The 22986-nt window shown below is 67.2% G+C and carries 20 protein-coding genes; 14 read left to right on the top strand and 6 right to left on the bottom strand.

Annotated elements, in window-relative coordinates; all coding sequences use genetic code 11:
- Window positions 1-266: 266 nt before the first annotated feature.
- From V6W80_RS20275 to V6W80_RS20245, 7 genes are all read left to right on the top strand, one after another.
- On the top strand, window positions 267-1286 hold the full coding sequence (locus V6W80_RS20275) for an isopenicillin N synthase family dioxygenase (protein WP_338545226.1): 1020 nt from the start codon (window positions 267-269) through the stop codon (window positions 1284-1286).
- Window positions 1286-1672, top strand: coding sequence for a VOC family protein (locus V6W80_RS20270; RefSeq protein WP_231355889.1), 387 nt, complete (start codon window positions 1286-1288; stop codon window positions 1670-1672). Before V6W80_RS20275 ends, V6W80_RS20270 begins: the two co-directional genes overlap by 1 nt.
- A 20-nt stretch (window positions 1673-1692) precedes the next feature.
- Complete coding sequence (locus tag V6W80_RS20265; protein WP_430707772.1) at window positions 1693-2784, top strand: BMP family ABC transporter substrate-binding protein; 1092 nt, start codon at window positions 1693-1695, stop codon at window positions 2782-2784.
- Between the two features lie 75 nt (window positions 2785-2859).
- Complete coding sequence (locus V6W80_RS20260; protein ID WP_338545225.1) at window positions 2860-4374, top strand: ABC transporter ATP-binding protein; 1515 nt, start codon at window positions 2860-2862, stop codon at window positions 4372-4374.
- Window positions 4367-5494 (top strand): ABC transporter permease, encoded by a 1128-nt coding sequence (locus V6W80_RS20255; protein ID WP_338545224.1) that lies wholly within the window; start codon window positions 4367-4369, stop codon window positions 5492-5494. The genes V6W80_RS20260 and V6W80_RS20255 overlap by 8 nt, the downstream gene beginning before the upstream one ends.
- Window positions 5491-6417 (top strand): ABC transporter permease, encoded by a 927-nt coding sequence (locus tag V6W80_RS20250; protein WP_184290272.1) that lies wholly within the window; start codon window positions 5491-5493, stop codon window positions 6415-6417. The genes V6W80_RS20255 and V6W80_RS20250 overlap by 4 nt, the downstream gene beginning before the upstream one ends.
- Window positions 6414-7106, top strand: a complete 693-nt coding sequence (locus tag V6W80_RS20245; protein ID WP_338545223.1) for a cysteine hydrolase family protein — start codon at window positions 6414-6416, stop codon at window positions 7104-7106. Before V6W80_RS20250 ends, V6W80_RS20245 begins: the two co-directional genes overlap by 4 nt.
- Window positions 7107-7207: 101 nt before the next feature.
- Here V6W80_RS20245 and V6W80_RS20240 read toward each other — a convergent pair whose 3' ends face one another.
- From V6W80_RS20240 to V6W80_RS20230, 3 genes are all read right to left on the bottom strand, one after another.
- On the bottom strand, window positions 7208-8833 hold the full coding sequence (locus tag V6W80_RS20240) for an ArnT family glycosyltransferase (protein WP_338545222.1): 1626 nt from the start codon (window positions 8831-8833) through the stop codon (window positions 7208-7210).
- Window positions 8834-9276: 443 nt separating this feature from the next.
- Window positions 9277-10083: a histidinol-phosphatase gene (gene hisN, locus V6W80_RS20235; protein WP_017638645.1), complete on the bottom strand. Its 807-nt coding sequence runs from the start codon at window positions 10081-10083 to the stop codon at window positions 9277-9279.
- A gap of 2 nt (window positions 10084-10085) precedes the next feature.
- The gene (locus V6W80_RS20230; protein ID WP_068383669.1) at window positions 10086-11036 is read right to left on the bottom strand and encodes an adenosine deaminase; all 951 of its coding nucleotides are present in this window, start codon (window positions 11034-11036) and stop codon (window positions 10086-10088) included.
- A 228-nt stretch (window positions 11037-11264) separates the two neighbouring features.
- Between V6W80_RS20230 and V6W80_RS20225 the strand changes: the two genes are divergently transcribed.
- From V6W80_RS20225 to V6W80_RS20215, 3 genes are all read left to right on the top strand, one after another.
- Window positions 11265-12365 (top strand): acyltransferase family protein, encoded by a 1101-nt coding sequence (locus V6W80_RS20225; protein WP_236712136.1) that lies wholly within the window; start codon window positions 11265-11267, stop codon window positions 12363-12365.
- A gap of 118 nt (window positions 12366-12483) precedes the next feature.
- Window positions 12484-13590 (top strand): calcium:proton antiporter, encoded by a 1107-nt coding sequence (locus tag V6W80_RS20220; RefSeq protein WP_338545221.1) that lies wholly within the window; start codon window positions 12484-12486, stop codon window positions 13588-13590.
- A gap of 9 nt (window positions 13591-13599) precedes the next feature.
- The gene (locus V6W80_RS20215; RefSeq protein WP_338545220.1) at window positions 13600-14163 is read left to right on the top strand and encodes a DedA family protein; all 564 of its coding nucleotides are present in this window, start codon (window positions 13600-13602) and stop codon (window positions 14161-14163) included.
- Window positions 14164-14431: 268 nt separating this feature from the next.
- On the opposite strand, the gene V6W80_RS20210 is transcribed toward V6W80_RS20215, so the two are convergent.
- Window positions 14432-15451: a branched-chain amino acid aminotransferase gene (locus V6W80_RS20210; RefSeq protein ID WP_093255267.1), complete on the bottom strand. Its 1020-nt coding sequence runs from the start codon at window positions 15449-15451 to the stop codon at window positions 14432-14434.
- Between the two features lie 386 nt (window positions 15452-15837).
- Here V6W80_RS20210 and V6W80_RS20205 point away from each other — a divergent pair, with 386 nt between their 5' ends.
- Window positions 15838-16329 carry a hypothetical protein gene (locus V6W80_RS20205; RefSeq protein WP_173149181.1) on the top strand — a complete coding sequence of 164 codons (492 nt, stop codon included), beginning with the start codon at window positions 15838-15840 and terminating at the stop codon, window positions 16327-16329.
- Between the two features lie 4 nt (window positions 16330-16333).
- On the opposite strand, the gene V6W80_RS20200 is transcribed toward V6W80_RS20205, so the two are convergent.
- Together V6W80_RS20200 and V6W80_RS20195 are read right to left on the bottom strand one after the other, a co-directional pair.
- The gene (locus V6W80_RS20200; RefSeq protein ID WP_338545219.1) at window positions 16334-17377 is read right to left on the bottom strand and encodes a zinc-dependent alcohol dehydrogenase family protein; all 1044 of its coding nucleotides are present in this window, start codon (window positions 17375-17377) and stop codon (window positions 16334-16336) included.
- Between the two features lie 94 nt (window positions 17378-17471).
- Entirely contained in the window at window positions 17472-18164 is a 693-nt protein-coding gene (locus tag V6W80_RS20195; protein ID WP_338545218.1) for a 3'-5' exonuclease, read from the bottom strand.
- 209 nt (window positions 18165-18373) lie between these two features.
- Between V6W80_RS20195 and V6W80_RS20190 the strand changes: the two genes are divergently transcribed.
- The 3 genes from V6W80_RS20190 (at window position 18374) to yghX (ending at window position 22623) form a co-directional block, all read left to right on the top strand.
- Entirely contained in the window at window positions 18374-20707 is a 2334-nt protein-coding gene (locus V6W80_RS20190; protein WP_338545217.1) for a DNA polymerase II, read from the top strand.
- The gene (locus V6W80_RS20185; RefSeq protein WP_338545216.1) at window positions 20707-21489 is read left to right on the top strand and encodes a nucleotidyltransferase domain-containing protein; all 783 of its coding nucleotides are present in this window, start codon (window positions 20707-20709) and stop codon (window positions 21487-21489) included. The genes V6W80_RS20190 and V6W80_RS20185 overlap by 1 nt, the downstream gene beginning before the upstream one ends.
- 243 nt (window positions 21490-21732) lie before the next feature.
- A complete protein-coding gene (gene yghX, locus V6W80_RS20180; RefSeq protein ID WP_257705225.1) occupies window positions 21733-22623 on the top strand; it encodes a YghX family hydrolase in 891 nt (296 codons plus the stop codon).
- The last annotated feature ends 363 nt before the right edge of the window (window positions 22624-22986 follow it).

The following is a 22986-nucleotide window of genomic DNA, read 5'->3' as shown; positions in this document are numbered from 1 at the left end:
ACACCGCCAAGCCGGTCCAGCCCCCGAGTCTTGCCTGCCAGCGCCAAGCGCGGCCCAGGCGCCACCCCGGTGCACACTGACCGTTCGAGGTGCAGCGCACCGCCAGCGGATCCTGAGTATCGCCCTCAACCTGCTGTTTTAACTGGCTTTTGTAATTTTTACCAAATGGTCCAAAGCTGGCACAGCGGTTGCAATTTCCCTGCTGCCGTCCTGCCCGGTGAACGTGCGTCGCGCTGTCTCCTTTCGTCCCACTCGTGAGGTCCGTCATGCCGCTGTCCAGTGTTCCCATTATCGATCTGGCTCCCTACTTCGAAGGTTCTGCCGCCGGCAAGCAGGCGGTGGCCAAGGCCGTCGACCAGGCCTGCCGCGATATCGGCTTTCTGGTCATCACTCACCATCAGGTGCCCGAAGAACTGGTCGAGCGTGTCTCGCGCCTGTCGCGAGCCTTCTTCGACCTGCCGCTGGCGGAGAAACGCAAGGCTGATCGACCGCGCCCGGATCAGGTGCGCGGCTACAGCGCGGTGGCCGAGGAAAGCCTGTCCTACAGCCTGGAAGAGGCGGCGCCGGGGGATCTCAAGGAGTCCTTTTCCATTGGCCCTCTGGATGTTCCGGCCACGGCCTATTACCGCGGCCCCGAAGCCGGGCCGCACTTCGCCCCCAATGTCTGGCCCACGACCATCCCCTGCTTTCGCGAGGCCTATGCCGAGTACTTCGCCGCCATGAGCGACCTGGCGCGCACCCTGATGCGGCTCTTCGCCCTGGGGCTGGACTTGCCGGAGACCTACTTCGACAGCCGCATCGATCGCCACATCAGCATGTTCCGCACCCTCTGCTATCCCCACCAGCAGGCGGCGGCGCTGCCCGGCCAGCTGCGCGCCGGCGCCCATACCGACTACGGCAGCCTGACCATCGTCCGTCCCGACGACGCCCCTGGCGGCCTGCAAGTGCGCAATGCCGACGGCGAGTGGGTGGACGTGCCCAAGGTGCCGGGCAGCTTCGTGGTCAACATCGGCGACCTGATGATGCAGTGGACCAACGACCGCTGGGTCTCGACCCTGCACCGGGTGGTGAATCCACCGGCGGATGCCGGTTGCGACACCCGCCGCCAGTCCCTGGTGTTCTTCCACCAGCCCAACTACGACACTCTCATCGAATGCCTGCCCGGTTGCGCCACGCCCGGCACGCCGCCGCGCCATGCGCCCATCACCTCGGGCGACCACCTGAGATCCAAGTTCGTCAAGCAGACCACCTTCGGCGGGACCCAGACCGGCGTGCGGGTGGCCTGATGCCGAGTCTTTCCTACGTCAACGTTTTCGCCCAGGACGTGATGGCCCTGAGCGGCTTCTACCAGCGGGTGTTCGCTTTTCCCGAGATCGAGGCGATCCGCTCGCCGATCTTTCGCGGCCTGGACACCGGCAAGACCGCCATCGGCTTCAACGCGCCGGAGGCCTATGAGCTGCTGGGGCTCGGCGAATTCGCTGGCAGTGAGGGCTGCCGCTTCCTGCTCAACCTGGAGGTGGACAGCCGCGCCGAGGTGGACCGGCTGGTGCCGGTGGCCGAGGCCGCTGGCGCCCGCCTGCTGAAGGCGCCTTACGAAACCTACTACCACTGGTACCAGGCGGTGCTGCTGGACCCGGAAGGCAACGTGTTCCGTATCAACCACATGTTGTAGACAAGGCTAAGGACGAGACGATGCTGAGCAGATGGCTGGGAAGAGCGGTGTGCGTACTGGCGCTGATGGGGCTGGGCAGCGTGGCGCAGGCCGATGACGAGGGCTTCACCCTCAAGGGCGAGCCGAAGATCGCCATGCTGTATTTCACCGCCAAGAACGACGGCGGCTGGACCCAGGCCATGGACGAGGCGCGGGTCAAGATCGAGAAGGAACTGGGCCTGAAGATCCAGTTCGTGGAGAACGTGCCGGAGACCGCCTCGGCCATCCGCCCGGCGGCCGAGCGCTTCATCAAGCGTGGCGCCAACATCGTCATCGGCACTGCCTTCGGCTATTCCGACACCTTCAAGCAACTGGCCGAGCAGTATCCCGAGGTGGCCTTCCTCAACGCCTCCGGCACCACTAACGGCCGCAACCTGGAGTCCTTCTACGGCCGTACCTACGAAAGCCAGTACCTCTGCGGCATGGCGGCGGGCGCGGCCTCCAAGACCGGCAAGCTGGGCTTCGTCGCCGCCAATCCCTTCGGCGTGGTGAACTGGACCATCAACGCCTACGAGCTGGGCGCCCGGCAGATGAATCCCAACGCCACTCTCACGGTGATCTACACCGGCAGCTGGAACGATCCGGTCAAGGAACGCGCCGCCGCCGCTGCGCTGATCGACCAGGGCGCCGACGTCATCGGCCAGCACGTAGACACCCCCACGCCGCAGATCGTCGCCCAGGAGCGTGGCGTTTATGGCACCGGCCACCACCGTGACATGCGCCAGTTCGCGCCCAAGGCCACCCTCTGCTCCTCGGTGTGGGTCTGGGATCGCTTCCTGGTGCCCGAGCTCAAGCGCGTCATCGCCGGCCACTGGAAACCCGCGCCCAACGGTGCCCTGGTGTCCATGGCCGACGGCGGCACCGACATCGCCGGCTTCGGCGATGCCGTGCCCAAGGCGGCCCAGGAGAAGATCCTCGCCGAGCGCGAAGCCCTGCTCAAGGTCAAGCAGATCTACGCCGGTCCCCTGAATGATCGCGACGGCAAGGAGCGCGTCCCCGCCGGCCAGGTGCTGTCCGACCCGGCGCTGTGGCAGATGGACTGGTTCGTCCAGGGCGTGACGACGCAGAAGTAGCGGTTCACCCCTGGGTAGGGTGGAAAACCGCGCAGCGTTTTCCACGAAAGCGATGCCTGGAAGAGGGCGACCCGCATGAAAAGACACAACGCCCTGCAACTGCGCGGCGTCGGCAAGACCTTCGATGGCTTCCAGGCGCTGCAGCAGGCGGATTTCCTGGTGCGCTGGGGCGAGGTGCATGCGCTGCTCGGCGAGAATGGCGCGGGCAAGTCGACGCTGATGAACATCGCCGCCGGCCTCTATGCGCCGGAGACCGGCGAACTGCTGGTGGACGACAACCCGGTGCGGCTGCGCGGTCCGGCGGACGCCGCTCGCTTGCACATCGGCATGGTCCACCAGCACTTCAAGCTGGTACGCCCCTTCAGCGTTGCCGAGAACGTCCTGCTCGGCCTGCCGGCGGGGCAGGGTAGTCATCGCCGGCGCCTGGCCGAGATCAGCGAGCGTATCCGCCAGCAGGCGGCCGCCCTGGGCTTCGCCATCCGCCCGGAGCAGCGGGTGGCGGAACTGTCCATCGCCGAGCAGCAGCGGGTGGAAATCCTCAAGGTGCTGCTGGCCGGGGCGCGCATCCTCATCCTCGACGAACCCACCGCAGTACTTACCGATGGCGAAGGCGAGCGGTTGCTAGAGACCCTGCGCGCCCTGTCAGCGGAGGGCGCAGCGGTGGTGCTGGTGACCCATCGCATGCAGGACGCCCTGACCTACGCCGACCGCCTCACGGTGATGCGCGGCGGCCGCACCCTGCGCAGCCTGGACCCCGCCGAGGTGTCGGTGGACGAACTGGTACGCCTCACCGTGGGTGACGCCCAGCCGCTCGCCGACACCCCGCGACGTGCTGCCGGGGCACCGCTGCTGACGGTGCGCGGCCTGCGCACCCCGGAACGTGGCGGGCGCCGCGCCCTGGATGGCATCGACCTGGAGCTGCGCGCTGGGGAGATCTATGGCATCGCCGGGGTTGGCGGCAACGGCCAGGGCGAGCTGGCCGACGTGCTGATGGGCCTGCCGCAGCCCTACGAAGGCGAGGTGCGGCTGGAGGGCTTCGGCGATCTGGCCGCGGCCGCCAGCGCCCGACGCCGCGATCTGCGCATCGCCGCCATTCCCGCCGACCGCTATGGCAGCGCCCTGGCCGGAGGCCTGTCGGTGGCCGACAACTTCGCTATCGGCGCGGTGCACAGTGGTCGCTTCGGGGGCTTGGCCCGCCTGGATAGACGCGCCCAGGAAGAGGCGACCCAGGCGGCGGTCACGCAATTCGATGTCCAGGGCGTGCGCTCGGTGCGGCAGAAGGCGGCGCTGCTGTCGGGCGGCAACGCCCAGAAGCTGGTGATCGCCCGGGAATTTGGCCGCGAGCCACGTCTGGTATTGGCCCACAGCCCCAGTCGTGGCCTCGACGTGCGCGCCGGCGCCGAGGTACAGGCGCGCCTGCTGGCCGCCCGCGAGGCCGGCGCCGCGGTGTTGTTGATCAGCGAAGACCTGGACGAGGTGCTGGCCCTCGCCGATCGCATCGGAGTGATGAGCGCCGGACGCCTCGTCGCCGAATTCCAGCGACCCGCCGATCGCCAGGCGATCGGCCATGCCATGGTGAATCATGCTTGAACCCCTGAGTGCTCCGCTTTCCCAGGTCGATGGCCCGCGACCACGGCAACCGCTGTTCAGCCGGCGCTACACCCTGGAGATCCGCCAGCAACTGGCCTGGCCCTGGCAGGCGCTGATCCTCGGCCTGGCGTTGCTGGTCGGCCTGGGGCTGTCGGCCGCCATCCTGGTGCTGGCCGGGGTGCCCGCCGGCGAGTTGCTCAACGAATTCGTGGTCGCCACCCTGTTCGATGCCCAGAGTCTGCAGGCCACCCTGTTCCAGGCCGCGCCGGTGATCCTGGTCGGTCTGGCCGGTTGCCTGGCGTTTCGCGCGCGCTTCTGGAATCTGGGGCTGGAAGGCCAGATGATCTGGGGGGCCCTCGGCGCCACGGCAGTGTCGCTGTTCGAGGTCGGCCCGGAAGCCCTGCGCCTGCCGCTGATGCTGGTGGCGGCGCTGCTCGGCGGCCTGCTCTGGGCGCTGGCGCCCCTGCTGCTCAAGCTGCGCCTGGGGGTCAACGAGATCATCGCCTCGCTGATGCTCAACTACATCGCCGCCAACTTCCTGCTGCACCTGGTGTTCGGTCCCTGGAAGGACCCGCGCGACGCCTTTCCCTATTCGCCGCTGTTCCGCCCCTTCGAACGGCTGCCGGAGTTATTGCCCGGGCTGAGTCTGGCGGTGCCCCTGGCGCTGCTGGTGGCGGTGCTGGCCTGGTGGTTCGTCGCCCTTAGCCGGGCCGGGCTCTACCTGAGATTCGTCGACGCCAATCCGCGGGTGGCCAGCGCCGTCGGCGTGCCGGTGCGCGCCACCATCCTTGCCACGGTGCTGGCTTCCGGCGCCCTGGCCGGGCTGGCCGGTTTCGTGGTGGCGGCCGGGCAGGAGGGGCGGCTGACCCAGTCCTTCTACCAGGGCTATGGCTTCTCCGGGATCCTCATCGCCTTCCTGGCGCGCAACAACCCCCTGGCCGCCGCCGTGGTGGCCTTCCTCGTGGCGACCCTGTTCGTCGCCGGGCGCAATCTGCAGGTGTTCTACCAGATCCCCTTCGCCATGGTGCAGCTGATCCAGGCGCTGATCGTCATCTGCGTGGCCTCTTCGGATTTCTTCATCCGCCATCGGCTCAGACGCAGCCAGGGAGGTGCCGCTTGAACCTGCTCGCCAGCTGGCTGGGTAACGTCCCCGACTTCGCCATACCCTACGCCCTGGCAGCGCTGGGGCTGATCCTCACCGAGCGCTCCGGGGTGCTGGCCCTGCATGCCGAGGGCCTGATGCTGGTCGGCGCGCTGTTCGGCATCGGCGCACAACTGGCCCTGGGCAATGCCGGCCTGGCGCTGCTGGCGGCCATGGGCGCGGCGGCGCTGGTCTCGTTGCTGTTCGCGGTCATGGTGATCTGGCTGCGCATCAACCAGGTGATCGCCGGCCTGACCCTGGTGTTCTTTTGCCAGGGCCTCACCGGCCTGCTCGGTACCCTCTGGGGCTGGACCAACCAGCCGGTGGCCGGGCTGCCGGCGCTGGCGCTCTGGCCGCTTTCCGATCTGCCGCTGGTGGGGCGGCTGTTCCAGCAGAACCTGCTGGTCTACCTGACCCCGCTGATCTTCTTCGCGGTGATCGCCTGGCTCGAACGCACTACCCCCGGGCTGCGCCTGCGGGCGGTGGGCGAGAATCCCCAGGCGGCCGATGCGGCGGGTCTCTCGGTGGCCGGCTACCGATTGCTGGCGATCCTCGCCGGTGCGGCGCTGGTGGGTCTGGCCGGAGGCTACATCGCCGTGCTCAGCACCAAGCTGTGGATCGCCGAGATGACCGGCGGCCGTGGCTGGATCGCCGTGGCCCTGGTGATCTTCGCCCGCTGGTCGCCCTGGCGCGCCCTGGCCGGGGCGCTGCTGTTCGGCTGCATCGAGGCGCTGATTCCGCAGCTGGCTGCCGCCGGGGTGCGGCTGTCGCAATACTTCATCCTGATGGCGCCCTATGCCGTCACCCTGGGCGTGATGATCTGGGTCGCCCTGGCCGGGCGTGACCGCCTGAGCCAGCCCGGCGCCCTGGGCGAAGCCTATGTTCGGGAGGAACGCCGATGAGCCTGCGCGCTTTCGTCTATGAAGAACCCCGGCTGCTGGCGCGGGCGGACTTCGCCGATTATCTGGACCCGAGCACCACGGCGGTGCTGTCCATCGACCTGCACCGCGGTCATCTGGACGCCTCGCCGAAGTGCCCCTGCCCGGCGCCCCGCGCCCGTGACCTGGTGGCGCCGGTGGACGCCTTCCACCGCCAGGCCCGCGCCCTGGGCGTGCGCATCGTCCATGTGAAATCGGTGCTGCGCGCCAATGGCGCCGATGACCTGGGCGGTATTCCTGCGGCCTGGCGGCGGACCTTTCCGCTGCACGTGGGGCCGATTCCCAATGCCGACGCCCATGCCCTGGAAGGCTCGCCCTGGACCGAGCTGCTCACCGAGGTCCTGCCCGAAGACCTGCGGGTGGAAAACAAACGGCGGCTGTCGGCCTTCTATCCCACCGACCTGGACTTCCTGCTGCGCAACCAGCGCATCACCACCGTGGTGCTGGATGGCGGCTTCACCGACTGCTGCGTGCTCAACACCGCCTTCGACGCCAGCAACCGCACCTACAGGGTGATCGTCCTGCGCGACCTGGTGCGAGGAACCGATGAAAGCCTGGAGCGGGCGGCGCTGAACATGGTCTCCCTGCACCTGGGGCTGGTGATGGAATCCCGGGATCTGCTAGCGGCCTGGGGTGCTGGCAGCGGGTCCTGACCGCGGTCCGTTCGGCTTCGGCGATGGAGCCGTCTTAACCCAACCTACGTGGGAGCTGAAGCTACCGTAGGTTGGGTTGAGCGTCAGCGAAGCCCAACGTCTTAAGGCACCCTCGGCGACACCATGAAGGCACGGAAGCGCTCCTTGAGATTGCCGGGCCGTGCGCCCTGCCAGAGCAGCTGCCAGCCCGGCGGTACCGCCACGGCTTCGTGCCATTCGTCCTGCACCACCAGCACCTGGCAGGGCACCTGGCGCAGCGCGGTCAGCTCCTGTGGGGGATAGCCACTGTAGACGTGCAGCATGGAGCGTTCCGACTCGCCCAGGCCGTAGCTGGCCACGCAATCCGTCCGTGGCAGTACCCGCTGCAGGGCGGTGAAGGGCCGTGCATAGCTGTTGCCCAGGTCGACCCAGGGTAGCCAGAGGCTGTTGGCCAGACTCCAGCTCACGGTGAGGCCGACGAACCAGAGACTGCTGGGTGCCAGGCGTCTGTGCAGCCCTAGCGCCAGTCCCCAGCCGAGCAGCGCCAGCGCGGCGAGGATCCAGGCCAGCAGGCCTACCGGCAGCCGTTCAGTGAGCGGCAGATGGTCCCGGACCAGCGCTGGCCAGGGCAGCGGCCAGCCCAGCGCCAGGCCGAAACCGCCCAGGGCCAGCAAGGCGATGATCGGCGTCCAGAAGGCCAGCCCGAGGGTGCGCCCAAGGGCGGCGAGTACGGGCGGAGGCTGCAGGCGCGCGGCAAGCAGCGCCAGGGCCGGAAACAGCGGCAGCAGATAGAGGCTGCGGAACACCGCCGACTTGAGCAGCACCGCCAGGCAGACGATGGCATAGAGCACCACCGTAGCCAGTCCCGGATGCCGACCCAGGCGCTTCAGCGGGCTGCCGCCACGGCGATACAGCTGCCAGAGCGTGGCGCCGAGCAGGATCAACCCGGTAGGAAAGGACAGCGCCAGCAGATCCGCCAGGCTGGAAGCCAGGCCATCGGTATCGCTGTTGCGCACCTCCAGGCCGAAGAAGCGGCCGATGTTGTTGATCCACAGCCAGGTATGGAACAGCTCCGGCGCCCGGTGCCAGAGCAGCGCCGGCCAGACCAGCAGCCAGGGCAGGGCGGCCAGGCTGGCGGCGAGCAGCCAGCGACGCCCTTCCGGCTCGACCAGCCGCCGCGGCCAGCACAGCGCGCAGAGCAGTCCGGTGAGGCCCAGCACCCCGGGCACCAGCAGGCCCTTGCTCATGAAGGCGATACCCAGGCCGCTGCCGAACAGCAGACCCTGGCGCCAGGGGTGGCGGTTGTCGTGCAGGTGCGCGGCCAGCCCGGCGAGGCCCAGGGTGGCGCCGGCCAGCTGAGGCACGTCGGCGATCAGCAGATGACTGTGCTGCACCACCCCGAGCATGCCCAGCAGCGCGAGCACGGCCTCGCGCCGGCGGCCGGGCAGCAGCCGCTGGGTCAGCCAGGCGAGCGCGGCCAGGGTCACCAGCATCCAGCCCAGTACCGCCAGCCGTGCACCGTCGGGCGCGCTCAACCAGGGCGCGGACAACCGCGCGGCCAGGGCGCCAGTCCAGTACATCAGCGGCGGCTTTTCCATGAAGGGCGTGGTACCGACGCGAGGAGTCAGCCAGTCCGGGGTGGTGAGGAAATTCCACACCATGCCGAAGGAATAGGGCTCGTCGGCCTTCCACAGTCCACGGTCGAACAGTCCGGCGAGCAGGTAGGCGGCCAGGCAGCCGAGCAGCAAGGCCCGCTCCAGCTGTGCGGCTCTTGGGGAGGCAGGGGAAGAAGAGGGGAGCACGGCAGGGACTCTTGGCGGAATCCTGCCGGTATACGGGAGTTGGCTTAGAGGGGGCTTAAGAGGTTGCCCGAGGCAACGTGCATGGGTACGGCGGGGCTGACTGATTGTCCGCCGATATTGCTGTTCCTACGGAAAACGGAGCATTGCCAATCGCGGCCATGGGCCGCTCCTACAGGTCTAGTCCGAACCTGTAGGAGCGGCCCATGGCCGCGATTGCTGAGGGTTAGCTATAGGGCCCTGGCGGGTTACAGAGGGCTGCTAGTGGTTCTTGTCTCGAACAGCCTCTCCCCCAAACCTCGATAAGCAGCCAGAGCGCCGATAAGCCAGGCTGGACGAACTGTAATGTTGGGCTTCGCTGCGCTCAGCGCCAACCTACGAAAGTGGGCGTCCTAGGCCAGGTGCTTGAGCCTTTCCACCAACTGCGCATGCAGCGCCGGATCACCGCAGGCGAGGATGGCGCCGCCCTGTTGGGCATCGCCGCCATCCCAGGCGGTCATGCGGCCGCCGGCGCCTTCGATGATGGGGATCAGCGCCTGGACGTCGTAGGGCTGCAGGCCCGCCTCGATGATGACGTCGACGAAGCCCGAGGCCAGCATGCAGTAGGCGTAGCAGTCGCCGCCGAAGCGGGCCAGCTGCACCTCGGCGGCCACGGCGTCGAAGGCCGCCAGGCGCTCGGGGGTGTCGAAGATGTCGCGGCTGGTGCACATCAGCCGGGCCTGGGCCAGGCTGGCGCAGGCGCGGGTGCGCAGGGCCGCGCCGTTGCGCCAGGCGCCGGCCGGGGTGCCCAGGTAGCGCTCGCCGGTGAAGGGCTGGTTCATCACCCCGATCACCGGACGGTTGCCGTCGTTGAGCGCCACCAGAGTGCCCCACAGCGGCAGGCCGGTGATGAAGGCACGGGTGCCGTCGATGGGGTCGAGCACCCAGCTCAGGGGACTGCTGCCGGCGACGTTTTCCTCTTCCTCGCCGAGGATGCCGTGATCCGGGTGCTCGGCCTGGATGAGTTCGCGCATGGCCCGTTCGGCGGCCTTGTCGGCGATGGTCACCGGGTCGTAGCGGCGGCCGGCGATGGCGGCGTCGCCCTTGTCGTCCACTGCCAGCTGGGCACGGAAGTAGGGCTGGATGGCCACGGCGGCGGCGTCGGCCAGGCGCTCGGCGAAGCGTTCGTAGTAGGAGATCTCGGCAGCGGTCAGGCTCATGCTCATTTCACCAGGCGGGCGTCGAGGCTGTTCTGTGCCAGGCGCTGGGCCTGTGCTTGGGTCATGCCCAGGCCTTCGTGCAGGGCCATGAAGTTCTCGGTGACGTAGCCGCCGAAGTAGGCCGGATCGTCCGAGTTGACGGTGACCTTGAGGCCGCGGTCGAGCATCTTGAGGATGGTGTGCTGGCTCATGTCGTCGAACACGCACAGCTTGGTGTTGGACAGCGGACACACGGTGAGCGGGATCTGCTGGTCGACCAGGCGATCCATCAGGCGCTCGTCCTCGAAGGCGCGCACGCCATGGTCGATCCGCACCACGCCGAGCTGGTCCAGGGCTTCCCAGATGTACTCCGGCGGGCCTTCCTCGCCAGCATGGGCCACGGCCGGGAAACCCTCGGCGCGGGCACGGGCGAAGACGCGCTTGAACTTGCTCGGCGGATGACCCTTTTCCGAGCTGTCCAGGCCGACGGCGACGAAGTGGTCGCGAAACGGCAGCGCCTGGTCCAGGGTGGCCTGGGCGGCGTCTTCGGAGAGGTGACGCAGGAAGCTCAGGATCAGCCCGCTGGTCACGCCCAGCTGCCGCTCGCCGTCGCTCAGCGCCTGGGTGATGCCACGTACCACCACCTCGAAGGGAATGCCGCGATCGGTGTGGGTCTGGGGATCGAAGAAGGGCTCGGTGTGGATGACGTTCTGTTCCTTGCACTTCTGCAGATAGGCCCAGGTCAGGTCGTAGAAGTCCTGCTCGGTGCGCAGCACGTCGGCGCCGGCGTAGTAGAGGTCGAGGAATTCCTGCAGGTTGCCGAAGTTGTAGGCGGCGCGCAGGGCTTCGACATCACCCCAGGGTAGGGCGACGCCATGGCGCTCGGCCAGCTTGAACAGCAACTCGGGCTCCAGGGTGCCTTCCAGGTGCAGGTGCAGTTCGGCCTTGGGCAGGGCATTGAGCCAGTCGTACATGGGAGCCTCGGGATAGCTTGAATCAGAAAAAGATGGACGATTGTCGCACGCTTTGCCGGGTTTTCCGCAGGCATCCGGGTTCCCGCTGACCGATGTACGGTGGTTTGGGCGGTCAGAAATTCCCAGCGTTCCACGCTTTGGGCCAGCAAAGGGCCATAACGCCTGCATTGGGTCTGGATCTGACTACAATCGGGACGCATGGCTCCAAACACCAGGCGTGAGGTATCCGTGCAGACCGTTCAGGATTACGTTGGCGGCAAGAACAACAATCTCAATCTGATTCGCATGATCGCGGCGCTCGCCGTGGTCTTCAGTCACAGCTTCGCTATCTCCAGTGGCACGGCCACGGCGGAACCGGGACGCGAGAGCCTGGGCATGACCCTGGGCGACATCGCGGTCGACATCTTCTTCATTACCAGCGGCTTTCTGGTCACCAAGAGTCTGCTCAGCCGCGCCGACATCATCGACTTCGTCTGGGGCCGCGCCCTGCGCGTGGTACCGGGCCTATTGGTGATGCTGGTGCTGACGGTGCTGGGCCTGGGTGCCTGGCTGACCCGGGCACCCTTGCAGGATTACCTGAGCGATCCCCAGACCTGGTTCTATCTGTTCAAGAACACCGGCCTGATCGCTGGCGCCGAATTCGACCTGCCCGGGCTGTTCGAGGGCAATCCCTTGCAGACCATCGTCAATGGCTCGCTGTGGACGCTGCCTTTCGAGGTGGGCATGTACGGCGCCCTGGCGCTGCTCTGGTTGTTCGTGCTCTGGCTGCGGCTGGACAGTCGCCACTTCCAGCGCGCCATCCTGCTGTTCGCCGTGGGCGCGGCGCTGTTCAAGCTGTTCGCCTACTATTTCTTCGCCAGCGAATCGCACCTGCTGCGGCTGTTCCAGATGTTCTTCCTGGGCGGTGCCTTCTATGTGCTGCGTGGCTACATCCCCCTGACGCGGGCGGCCTTCGCCGCCGCCGTGGCGCTGCTGGCGGTGGCGATGCCCGACCGCGACAGCTTCTACCTGGTCTACAACCTGACGCTGGGCTATGTGCTGCTCTATCTCGCCTTCGTGCCGGCCGGCCGCATCCGTGCCTTCAACGAGGTGGGTGACTACTCCTACGGCCTCTACATCTACTCCTTTCCCGTGCAGCAGACCCTGGCGGCGGTGATCCCCGGCATCGAGGCCTGGACCATGGTGCTGCTCTCCATCGGCATCACCCTGCCGCTGGCGGTGGTGTCCTGGTTCCTGGTGGAACGCCATGCCCTGGGCTATCGCCAGGCCTGCGCGACCGGCACCAAGGCCGTGTGGAAGCGCCTGGCACCGCGTGCTCGGGTTGGCTGAGCGGCCTGTCAGGCGGCGGTAGCCTGGGTGACCAGCGCCGGGGTGTAACAGGATGCGAGCCTTTTGCCCTCCAGGGCGGTCGTAACAAGGCATTGCTCAACCAAGGACGCCCCTTTCCATGCTCGCCGCCCTCAAAGACGAAACCCTGCTGCTGGTCGCCATCGGCGCCACGGTGCTGGCCTATGTGTTCGAACACGCGCTGCTCGGCGGTGGCCAGACCCTGGCGCTGATCGCGGCAGGCGGTCTGATCGCCGCCATCATCTGCGCGGCCATGCGTGTGGCCCACCACGCCGAACTGCTGGCGGAAAAGGTCGGCGATCCCTATGGCACCATGATCCTGACGCTCTCCGCCGTGCTGGTGGAGGTGATCATCCTGGCGATCATGATGAGCCACGACCACTCGCCGACCCTGGCCCGCGACACCATCTATGCCGCGGTCATGCTGGACATGAACGGCATCATCGGCCTGGCCGCGCTGCTCGGGGGCCTCAAGCACGGCGAGCAGGCCTACAACGATGACTCCAGCCGCAGCTACGGGGTGATGATCATCACCGCGGTAAGCATCTCCATGCTGGTACCGGAATTCATTCCCTCGGCCCAGTGGCACGTCTATTCCTTCTTCACCATCGGCGCCATGGCGCTGCTCTATACCCTGTTCCTGCGCATGCAGACCGGTCCGCACAGCTATTTCTTCAGCTACAACTACCCGGATAAGAAGCGCAAGCGCCCGGCGGTCGAGGGCGAAGCCGCTACCGCCGGCCATGGTGAAAGCAGCGCCACCCTGTCCATCGCCATGCTGATCGTCGGCATCGTCGCCACCGGGGCGCTGGCCGAGGTGATGTCCAAGTCGCTGGACACCGGGCTGGAAGGTCTGGCCGTGCCGGCCCTGGTCCCGGCGCTGGTGGTGGCGGTGATTTCCGCCAGCCCCGAGATCCTCACCGCCCTGCGCGCGGCCATGGCCAATCGCATGCAGTCGGTGATCAACATCGCCCTGGGCGCCAGCCTGTCCACCGTAATCCTCACCGTACCGGTGGTGGAGGCCATCGCCCTGTACAACGGCCAGCCGATCCAGATGGCCATGACGCCGGTGCAGACGGTGATGATGGCCGTGACCCTGATCGTCGCCGCCATCAACCTCAACGATGGCGAGACCAACGCCATCGAGGGCATGACCCACTTCGTGCTGTTCGGCACCTTCATCATGCTGACCATCCTCGGTCTCTAGGGCGGTGCCATGATCGACAGCGAGGTCATCAGCAACTACGGCTACGGCGCGGCGGTTTTGGGTGCTCTGGTGGAAGGCGACGGTGTCGCCATCCTGGCCGGCATCGCCGCGCGCCACGGCTACCTGCTGTTTCCGCTCACGGCGCTGTGCGTGGCCCTGGGCGGCTTCATCGGCGATCAGACGCTGTTCTATCTCGGCCGTCGCTATGGCGACCGCATCCTCGGCCGCTTCAAACGCCAGCAATCGCGCATCGACTGGTTGCGCAGCCGCATTCATCGCCACGAGGCCCTGTGGATCATCGGCATCCGCTTCGCCTACGGCTTCCGCCTGATCGGCCCGCTGCTGATCGGCGCCAGCGGCGTGCGGCCGCGGCGTTTCCTGTTCTTCAACATCATCGGCGCCCTGCTGTGGGGCTTCGTCATGACCGGCATCGGCTACGCGGTAGGGGAGATCCTGCGGGATTTCTTCGCCGAACATCATGTGTCGACGCACTGGTTGATCGCGGCGGCGATCTGCGTGGTGGTGCTGTTCATCGGCGCCCGCGCCGTGTTGCGGCGGCGGGAGGGGGTGTAGGGGGCTTTGTAGGTTGGGTTGAGCGGAGCGAAGCCCAACGGTGCGTAGGCCTGAACCTCGCTGGAATCGCGGCCATGGGCCGCTCCTACGGCAGCTGGTCACCCTGTAGGAGTGGCCCATGGCCGCGATAGGTGAGTCGCCAGCGAGGCGAAACGAGTTTCGGTAGATCGCTCGATAAACAGCCAGGGCGGCGGCAATGGCATCAATCTGGTTTACCCAAACGAAAAAGGCGCCCTGAGGCGCCTTCTTCACACTAAACCAACCCAAGTCAGACCTTGACGATCCAACCCTCCGGCGCCGGCTTGTCGCCGGTCTGGATGCCGGTCAGTTCCTCGTACAGCTTGCGCGTAACCGGGCCGACGTCGGTCAGGCTGTGGAAGACGTGCAGCTTCTCGCCGTACTGGATGCCGCCAATGGGGGTGATGACCGCCGCGGTGCCGCAGGCGCCGGCTTCGACGAACTGGTCGAGCTGGTCGATAAAGACGTCGCCCTCGACCACGTCCAGGTTCAGCCGCTCGCGGGCCAGTTCCATCAGCGACATGCGGGTCACGCCCGGCAGCACGGATTCGGAGCGCGGAGTGACGAACTTGCCGTCGCCGGTGATGGCGAAGAAGTTGGCCGAGCCGACTTCCTCGATCTTGCGGTGGGTCAGGGGATCCAGGTAGATGCAGTCGGCGAAGCCTTCGGCCTTGGCCTGGGCGCCGGGCATCAGGCTGGCGGCGTAGTTGCCGCCGACCTTGGCGGCGCCGGTGCCCTGGGGCGCGGCGCGGTCATAGCCGGAGATCACGAAGTTGTGCGGGGTCATGCCGCCCTTGAAGTAGGCGCCGACCGGGATGCCGAATACCACGAAGTGGAACTCGGGGGCGGTGCGCACGCCGATGTTGTCACCCACGCCGATGACGAAGGGCCGCAGGTAGAAGGCGCCGCCGGTGCCGTGGGGCGGGATCCAGGCCTCGTTGGCCTTGACCACCTGCTGGCAGGCATCGATGAACATCTCGGTGGGGACCGGCGGCATCAGCAGGCGGGCGCAGCTCTTGTGCATGCGCGCGGCGTTGCGGTCGGGGCGGAACAAGTTGATGGAGCCGTCCTGGCAGCGATAGGCCTTGAGGCCTTCGAAGCACTGCTGGCCGTAGTGGATGGCCGTGGAGCCTTCGCTGATGTGCAACTGGTTGTCGCGAGTCAGCTCGCCGGGTCCCCAGCTGCCGTTGCGATAGGTGGCGATATAGCGGAAGTCGGTCTTGATGTAGTCGAAACCGAGGGTCTTCCAATCGATGTCCGCAGCGCTCATAGATCCTCGCAGTGCTCTCCGGCGGCTTGGCCGGTCGTTTCGTGGTCGGGCCGTACGCCTCACCGGCGACGGTTAAAAGGGGTGGACGAGGCGGGCTCGTCGCTAGGTTCTGTATGAAAAGTCGCCGAGCGAAGGTCAGGCAAGGCAAAAATCAGCGAGGAAGCGGAGTTTACGAGTGGTAAATGAGCATTCCGAGCTGATTTTTAACGCAGCATCACCGAGCACAGGCACTTTTCGTACAGAGCCTAGACTGTGAAAGATACCGCTTATCCGGACCTCTGGGGGCACCTTTCAGCCAATCGGATCTCCAAAGACTGAAGCTGGCCCTTTGCCGCCTCTGCCTGTTGCTTCAGGCTGGGTGTGCGGGTCGCCACCAGGAGTCTGTTTTGAAAACAATGATGGCGTTGCTGGGTGCCCTGACCCTGCCAACGCTCACGGCGCAGGCCGCCGGCATCTTCACCGACAAGTTCGACACGGCGCTCAATCGTCGGGTCATCGAATGGCGTGGGGCGCCCTCGACCGACGGGATCGTCTTCAGCGTGATCGCCAGCCAGTTCAAGACCAGCGCCGGCAACGCCACCACCGATTTCCGTACCCAGCTGTCCACCTTTGGCGACAAGGTGCGCTTCCACGGCTGCAGCGCCAGTCGCTGGGAAATGAACGGCCAGCTCTACCTGCCGCTCAAGGGCCAGTACCGCATGGCCGGGCTGGACGAGCGCTACGGCGAGTATTTCATCGGCCAGCCCAGCCGCCAGGACCTGGAATGGGTGGCCATGAATACCCGGGTCAATTATCGCCTCTGCCGCCTGCGCGCAACCCTGTCCGCCGAGGACCTGCAGGGGCTGCGCTGGGTGTTGCAGGCGGCGGAGTCCGGCTAGCGGGCTAGTCGAAGCGGGTAATGACGGTCACCCCGGTACCTTCGAACCTGTCCATGTGCATCAGGGCCTCGCTGGACTCGGCCAGGCTGATCTCGCGGCCGATCAACCGCTCCGGTGCCAGGGTGCCCTGGCGCAGCATGGCCATCAGCACGTCGTAGCGATGGGCCTGCATGCCGTGGCTGCCGAGGATTTCCAGCTCCTTGGCGATCACCAGATTCATCGGCAGCGCCGGCGTCGCCTGGTCGCCCAGCAGCAACCCGACCTGAACGTGCTTGCCGCGCTTGCGCAGGCAGGCGATGGAATTGAAGCAGGTGGTGGGGTGGCCCAGGGCGTCGAGAGAGACGTGGGCACCGCCGCCGGTGAGTTCCTGCACCGCCTCGGGCACGCTGGCCACCTGGGTAGCATCGAGGGTGGCCACGGCCCCGAGGCTGCGGGCCAGGGCCAGTTTGTCGGCGGTGATGTCGATGGCCACCACCTGGGCGCCCAGGGCGCTGGCGATCATGATCGCCGAGAGCCCGACGCCCCCGCAGCCGTGCACCGCCACCCATTGGCCGGCGCTGACCTTGCCCTGGTCGACCACGGCGCGAAAGGACGTCACGAAGCGACAACCCAGGCTCGCCGCCGTGGCGAAGTCCAGCTGCTCGGGCAGGCTGACCAGGTTGAGATCGGCCTGGTGGATGCCGACGTACTGGGCGAAGGAACCCCAGTGGGTGAAGCCGGGCTGGAACTGATGGTCGCAGACCTGCTGGTGGCCGGCGTGGCACTGTGGACAGGCGCCGCAGCCACCGACGAAGGGCACCGTCACCCGGTCGCCGACCCGCCACCTCCTGACGTCCTTGCCTACCGCCTCGACCATCCCGGCCAGTTCGTGGCCCGGCACATGGGGCAGCTCGATGTCGGTGTCATGGCCGACCCAGCCGTGCCAGTCGCTACGGCAGACGCCGGTGGCCATGACCTTGAGCACCACGCCGTGCGGCTCGGGGGTAGGGTCCGGCACCGTGCACAGGCAGGGTGGCGCGGAAAAGGCTTCGTAGACGACGGCTCTCATGGCGGGGCCTCGGGCTGGATGACGCCTCCAGTATGGCAAGCCGCGCGAATTTAGCCTGTCTGCTTGCCGGTGCGGCCGGCGGACTGCCGCTCGGCTAGCCTGCCAGGGCCTGCAGCCCGCTCCAGGTAGCCGGCGCGTCCTCGCCCAGCGCCTGCACCAGGGCGGCCTTGAGGCGGCAATCGGGCAGGGCGCGGTGGGTTTCCTGCACGGCGACGCCCTGCTGGCGAGCGGCCATGGCCAGGGACTTGCGGCGCCAGCCGTCCTGGCTGCGGCTGTCCAGACTCGGCTCCTGCCAGAACTGGGCATAGAGCTGCATCAGGCAGTGCAGGCGGGTGCCATCCACCAGTTGCACCGGCGGCGTCTCCCGCTCCAGTTCCGGGGGCAGCGCCAGACCGTGGAGCTGGGCATCGTGCCCGAGCAGGCGATAGTCGAAGGCCATGCCATAGGCCAGCACGGTGCGGCCCTGCAGCAGCGGCCAGAGGGTGGCGAACACCTCGGGAAAGGAGGGCGCCTGGCTCAGGTGGGCATCGGTTAGACCGTGGATCAGGGTCGCCTCGCGCGGCACGGCGATGCTGGGGCGCACCAGGGTATCGAGCAGCACCCGGCCACCGAGGGTCATCACCGCCACCTCGATCAGCTGGGCTTCTTCCCCCAGACCGGTCGCCTCGGTATCCAGCACCAGCACGTCCTGCTCCAGCCAGCGACGCGCCTGCTCGCGCACCCGCATTTGCTGGGCGTTGTAGCCGGTGAAGGCAGCGGTGGAAAAAGACGACGACAAGGAATTCATGACACGGCCTGACAGCTGAAACCAAGGGTGCGCCCAAGAGCCGGGGAATCGGCTCTACGACGGGTGTGGGCATTCGATGCAAGATCATCGCCACAGGACACAGGCCGTTCGGCGGGAGCGACGAGCGGACCACCCGGCGCGCCGGGGTCGCCCGCGCGGTCTGGCCTTGCGAGAATGGGCCTTCATCCATGTCGAGGAGCGCCGCTGCTTTGGCCGCCGTCCAGGGTTTCTTGCTGACACGCCTCTGGCGCGAGACTTCCACCGGGATGGAGCTGGTGTTCTGGTTCGCCACCGACAGCGGTCCGCGCCAGCTGCGGGTGCCGGCGCAACAGGCCGTGGCCTTCGCCCCGGCCGCGCGACGGGCGGACATCGAGCGCCTGCTGCCGGCCGGGGTGGAGATCCGCGAATTGGCGCTGCAGGACTTCCAGCGGCGCCCCGTCCTGGGGCTCTATGCGCCGCGCTATCGCACCCTGCGCGAACTGGAGCAGCGCCTCCCCGCCGCCGGCATCGAGGTCTACGAGACGGACATCGCCCCGGCGGATCGCTTTCTCATGGAGCGCTTCATCACCGCGCCGGTGACGCTGCCCACGGCCGACGGCGGGCCACTGCGGCCCGATCCCGACTACCGCCCCTCGCTGCGCACCCTGTCGCTGGACATCGAGACCAGCGAGCGCGGCGAGCTCTACAGCATCGGCCTGCACGGCTGCGGCCAGCGCCAGGTGTATATGCTCGGCCCGCCCACCGGGGAGGATGCGGCGGTGGACTTCGACCTGGAATACGTCGCCGACCGCGCTACCCTGCTCGAACGCCTCAATGCCTGGATGGCACGCCACGATCCCGACGTCATCATCGGCTGGAGCGTGCTGCAGTTCGACATCCGCGTGCTCCACGAACACGCGCGCAAGCTGGGCGTGACCCTGCATCTGGGCCGTGGTGCCCCCGAGGACGATCACTACGAACCCGGCGGCCAGGGCCGGCCCTTCCAGGCGCTGCTGGCCGGGCGGCCGATCATCGACGGGGTGGAGGCACTCAAGTCGGCGACCTGGGTATTTCCCTCCTACAGCCTGGAGAACGTCAGCCGTACCTTGCTGGGCGAAGGCAAGGCCATCGACAATCCCCACGACCGCATGGCCTCGATCAATCGCATGTTCGCGGGCGAAAAGAGCGCCCTGGCGCGCTACAACCTGGTGGATTGCGAACTGGTCACCCGCATCTTCGCCAAGACCGAGCTGCTGCGCTTCCTCCTGGAACGGGCCAGCGTCACCGGCCTGCCGCTGGAGCGCCATGGCGCCTCCATCGCCGCCTTCTACCACCTCTATCTGCCGTTGATGCACCGCCAGGGCTTCGTCGCGCCCAATCTCGGTGCCCAGCCGCCCGAGGCCAGCCCCGGTGGCTTCGTCATGGATTCCCGGCCCGGGCTCTACGACTCGGTGCTGGTGCTGGACTACAAGAGTCTCTATCCCTCGCTGATCCGCACCTTTCTCATCGATCCGGTAGGGCTGGTGGAGGGCCTGGCGCTGCCCGAGGACGAGACGGTACCGGGCTTTCGCGGCGCGCGCTTCCACCGCACCCGGCACTGCCTGCCGGAGATGGTGGCGCGGGTCTGGGAGGGGCGCGATGCCGCCAAGCGCGCGGGCAACGCGCCCCTGGCCCAGGCGCTGAAGATCATCATGAACAGCTTCTATGGCGTGCTGGGCACGCCGCACTGCCGTTTCTTCGATCACCGCCTGGCCTCGTCCATCACCCTGCGTGGCCACGCGGTGATGCACCAGACCCGCGAGCTGATCGAGGCGCGTGGTCATCGGGTGATCTATGGCGACACCGACTCCACCTTCGTCTGGCTCGGGCGCACCCATGCCGAAGCCGAGGCCGAGCGCATCGGTCGCGAGCTGGTGGCGGCGATCAATGCCCACTGGCGCACCCAGCTGCAGGCCGAGCTGGGGCTGGAAAGCCACCTGGAGCTGCAGTACGAGACCCATTTTTCCCGCTTTCTCATGCCCACCATCCGTGGCGCGGAAGAGGGCAGCAAGAAGCGATACGCCGGGCTCAGACCCGGAGCCGACGGTCAGCCGGAACTGGTGTTCAAGGGCCTGGAAACGGTACGCAGCGACTGGTCTCCGCTGGCCCAGCGCTTTCAGCGCGAGCTGTACCTGCTGATCTTCACCGGTGAGCCCCATGAGGACTATGTGCGCGACTTCGTCGCCCGCACCCGCGCCGGCGACCTCGACGACCTGCTGGTCTATCGCAAGCGCCTGCGGCGACCGCTGGAGGAGTACCAGAGCAATCTCTCGCCCCAGGTCCGCGCGGCGCGGCTGCTGGAGGCGGAAAACGCCCGGCTGGGACGCCGTAGTCGCTTTCGCCGCGGCGGCTGGATCAGCTACCTGATCACCACCGCCGGCGCCGAGCCGGTCGAGCGGCCCCATGCACCACCCGACTACGATCACTATGTAGAGCGCCAGTTGGCCCCGGTGGCCGACGCCATCCTGCCCTTCGTCGGCGACCGCTTCGACCGGTTGCTGGATCGGCAGATGGGATTGTTCTGATGCGGGAAGCCAACGATGGAGTGGATGCCGAAGGTTTTATCCGCCAAGTGCCCGGGGTGCCATTCCAGATGGAGTATCGGGCACTGCTGGCTGCCGTGCGGTACCAGTTGCCAGCCCTCCTGGGCCGTCATCTGATAGCCCTCTATGTCTATGGCAGCGTGGCCGAAGGCCGCGCCCGACCGGGACAATCGGACCTGGATCTCACCCTGGTCCTGAGCGATGCCTGCCCCGCAGGGCTGCTGGTGCAGCTGGAGCAGCGTCGCCGTCTGCTGGAACGCTGCCATGGCGAGGTCAGCAAGATCGACTTCGATATCGGCCGCCGGGCCGAAGCCCTGGCCCCCGGTAACCGTCTCAGCTGGGGTTTCTGGCTCAGACATCACTGTCGCTGGCTGTGGGGCGAAGACCTGGCGCGGCGCTACGCGCCCTTCAAACCGGAGGTCGGCATTGCCCGGGCGGTGAATGGCGACGTGCTGACGGTGATGCAGCGCTACATCCTGGCTCACGCCAGCTGTGCGAGTCCGGTCGAGCGCCTGGGCATACAGCGCGAGGCGGCGCGGCGGCTGCTCCGGGCGATACAGGTGCTGCGCCGGCTAGACGAGAGGGGCTGGCCCTGGACGCTGGAAGACCATTATAGCCGAGCCCAGCGACTGCATCCCGAGCAGCGCGCCGCGCTGGATTTCTTCTATGCCGAAGCCCGCCAGCCACAGGCGGCAGCGGTCGAGTTCGCACAGCAGCTGGGCGCCGTCCTGCTCTGGTTCGAACGCCAGCTTCGGCAGGGGTAACCCCAGGGGGATGACGGCGCAGAAGAACAGGCTCGTTGGCGTGACCACTCTCTTCCGCGGCCGTGAGGCCTCCATAAGCGCCGAGTTGGTCAATTCGAGGCGGTGATCGCCGTGCTGCAGGTGTTGCGCAACGCCAAGGGGAGTCGGTGGCATAGTCAGACGATTCGCGGCACACTCGGGGGGCCACCGGGGCGCCTACCCAGCTGGGCTGGCGGTCCCCTTTCCCGCCAGAGGAGCGCTGCGATGACCCGCCTCACCGCCCAGGATTTCTCGCCCGAACTGCTCGAACTCTATGACTTCTATGTCCACGGTCGCATCAGCCGCCGCGACTTCCTCGACCGCGCCGGGGCCTGTGCCGCGGTGCTGGGGCTGTCGGCCACCGGCGTGCTGGCGGCGCTGAGCCCCAACTATGCCCTGGCCAGCCAGGTGGAATTCACCGACCCGGACATCGTCGCCGAGTACGTCTATTACCCCTCGCCCAAGGGCCATGGGCGGGTGCGTGGCTATCTGGTGCGGCCGGCCAAGGCCAGCGGCAAGGTGCCGGCGGTGGTGGTGGCCCACGAGAATCGTGGCCTCAATCCCTATATCGAAGACGTGGCCCGGCGTCTGGCCAAGGCGGGCTATCTGGCCCTGGCACCGGACGGCCTGACGTCCATGGGCGGCTATCCCGGCAACGACGACAAGGGCCGTGAGCTGCAGCAGCAGGTCGATCCGGCCAAGCTGATGAACGACTTCTTCGCCGCCGTGGAAACCTTGATGAGCCACGAATTCAGCACCGGCAAGGTCGGTATCACCGGCTTCTGCTATGGCGGTGGCGTGGCCAACGCGGCCGCCGTGGCCTATCCCGAGCTGGCCGCGGCGGTGCCCTTCTATGGTCGCCAGCCGCGTGCCGAAGAGGTGGCCGCGATCAAGGCGCCGCTGCTGATCCATTACGCCGAGAACGATCCGCGCATCAACGAGGGCGCCGCCGCCTATGAAGCGGCGCTCAAGGCGGCCGGCAAGACCTACGAGGTGCAGCGCTATGCCGGCACCAACCACGGCTTCCACAACGACTCCACCCCGCGCTACGACGAGGCGGCTGCCCAACTGGCCTGGCAGCGCACCCTGGACTGGTTCGGGCGTTACCTGGCCTGAGCGCTCTGGGCTATCCCGGGTGCCGGGATCCCATGCCGTAGCGTTTTCCACGGGCGGGGCCAACCCGAAACGCTGGACAAGGAGGCGTTAGCCCGTCGCGACTGGTTGGGCGGGAGGCACCGTTGGGCTTCGCTGCGCTCAGCGCCAACCTACGCGAGAGGGCGGGCTGCGGTGGTTGCCGACGTAGGTTGGGCTGAGACGGCTTCATCGTCGAAGCCCAACAGGGCCCGGTTGAACCTCGGCCCCGTTGGGCTTCGCTGCGCTCAGCGCCAACCTACGCGAGAGGCCGGACCATGGTGGCTACCGAGGTAGGTTGGGCTGAGACGGCTTTATCGTCGAAGCCCAACAGGGCCCGGTTGAACC

It is taken from the genome of Pseudomonas benzopyrenica, from assembly GCF_036884265.1.
GTDB lineage: Bacteria > Pseudomonadota > Gammaproteobacteria > Pseudomonadales > Pseudomonadaceae > Chryseomonas > Chryseomonas benzopyrenica.
This window is presented reverse-complemented; position numbering and strand designations above follow the sequence as displayed.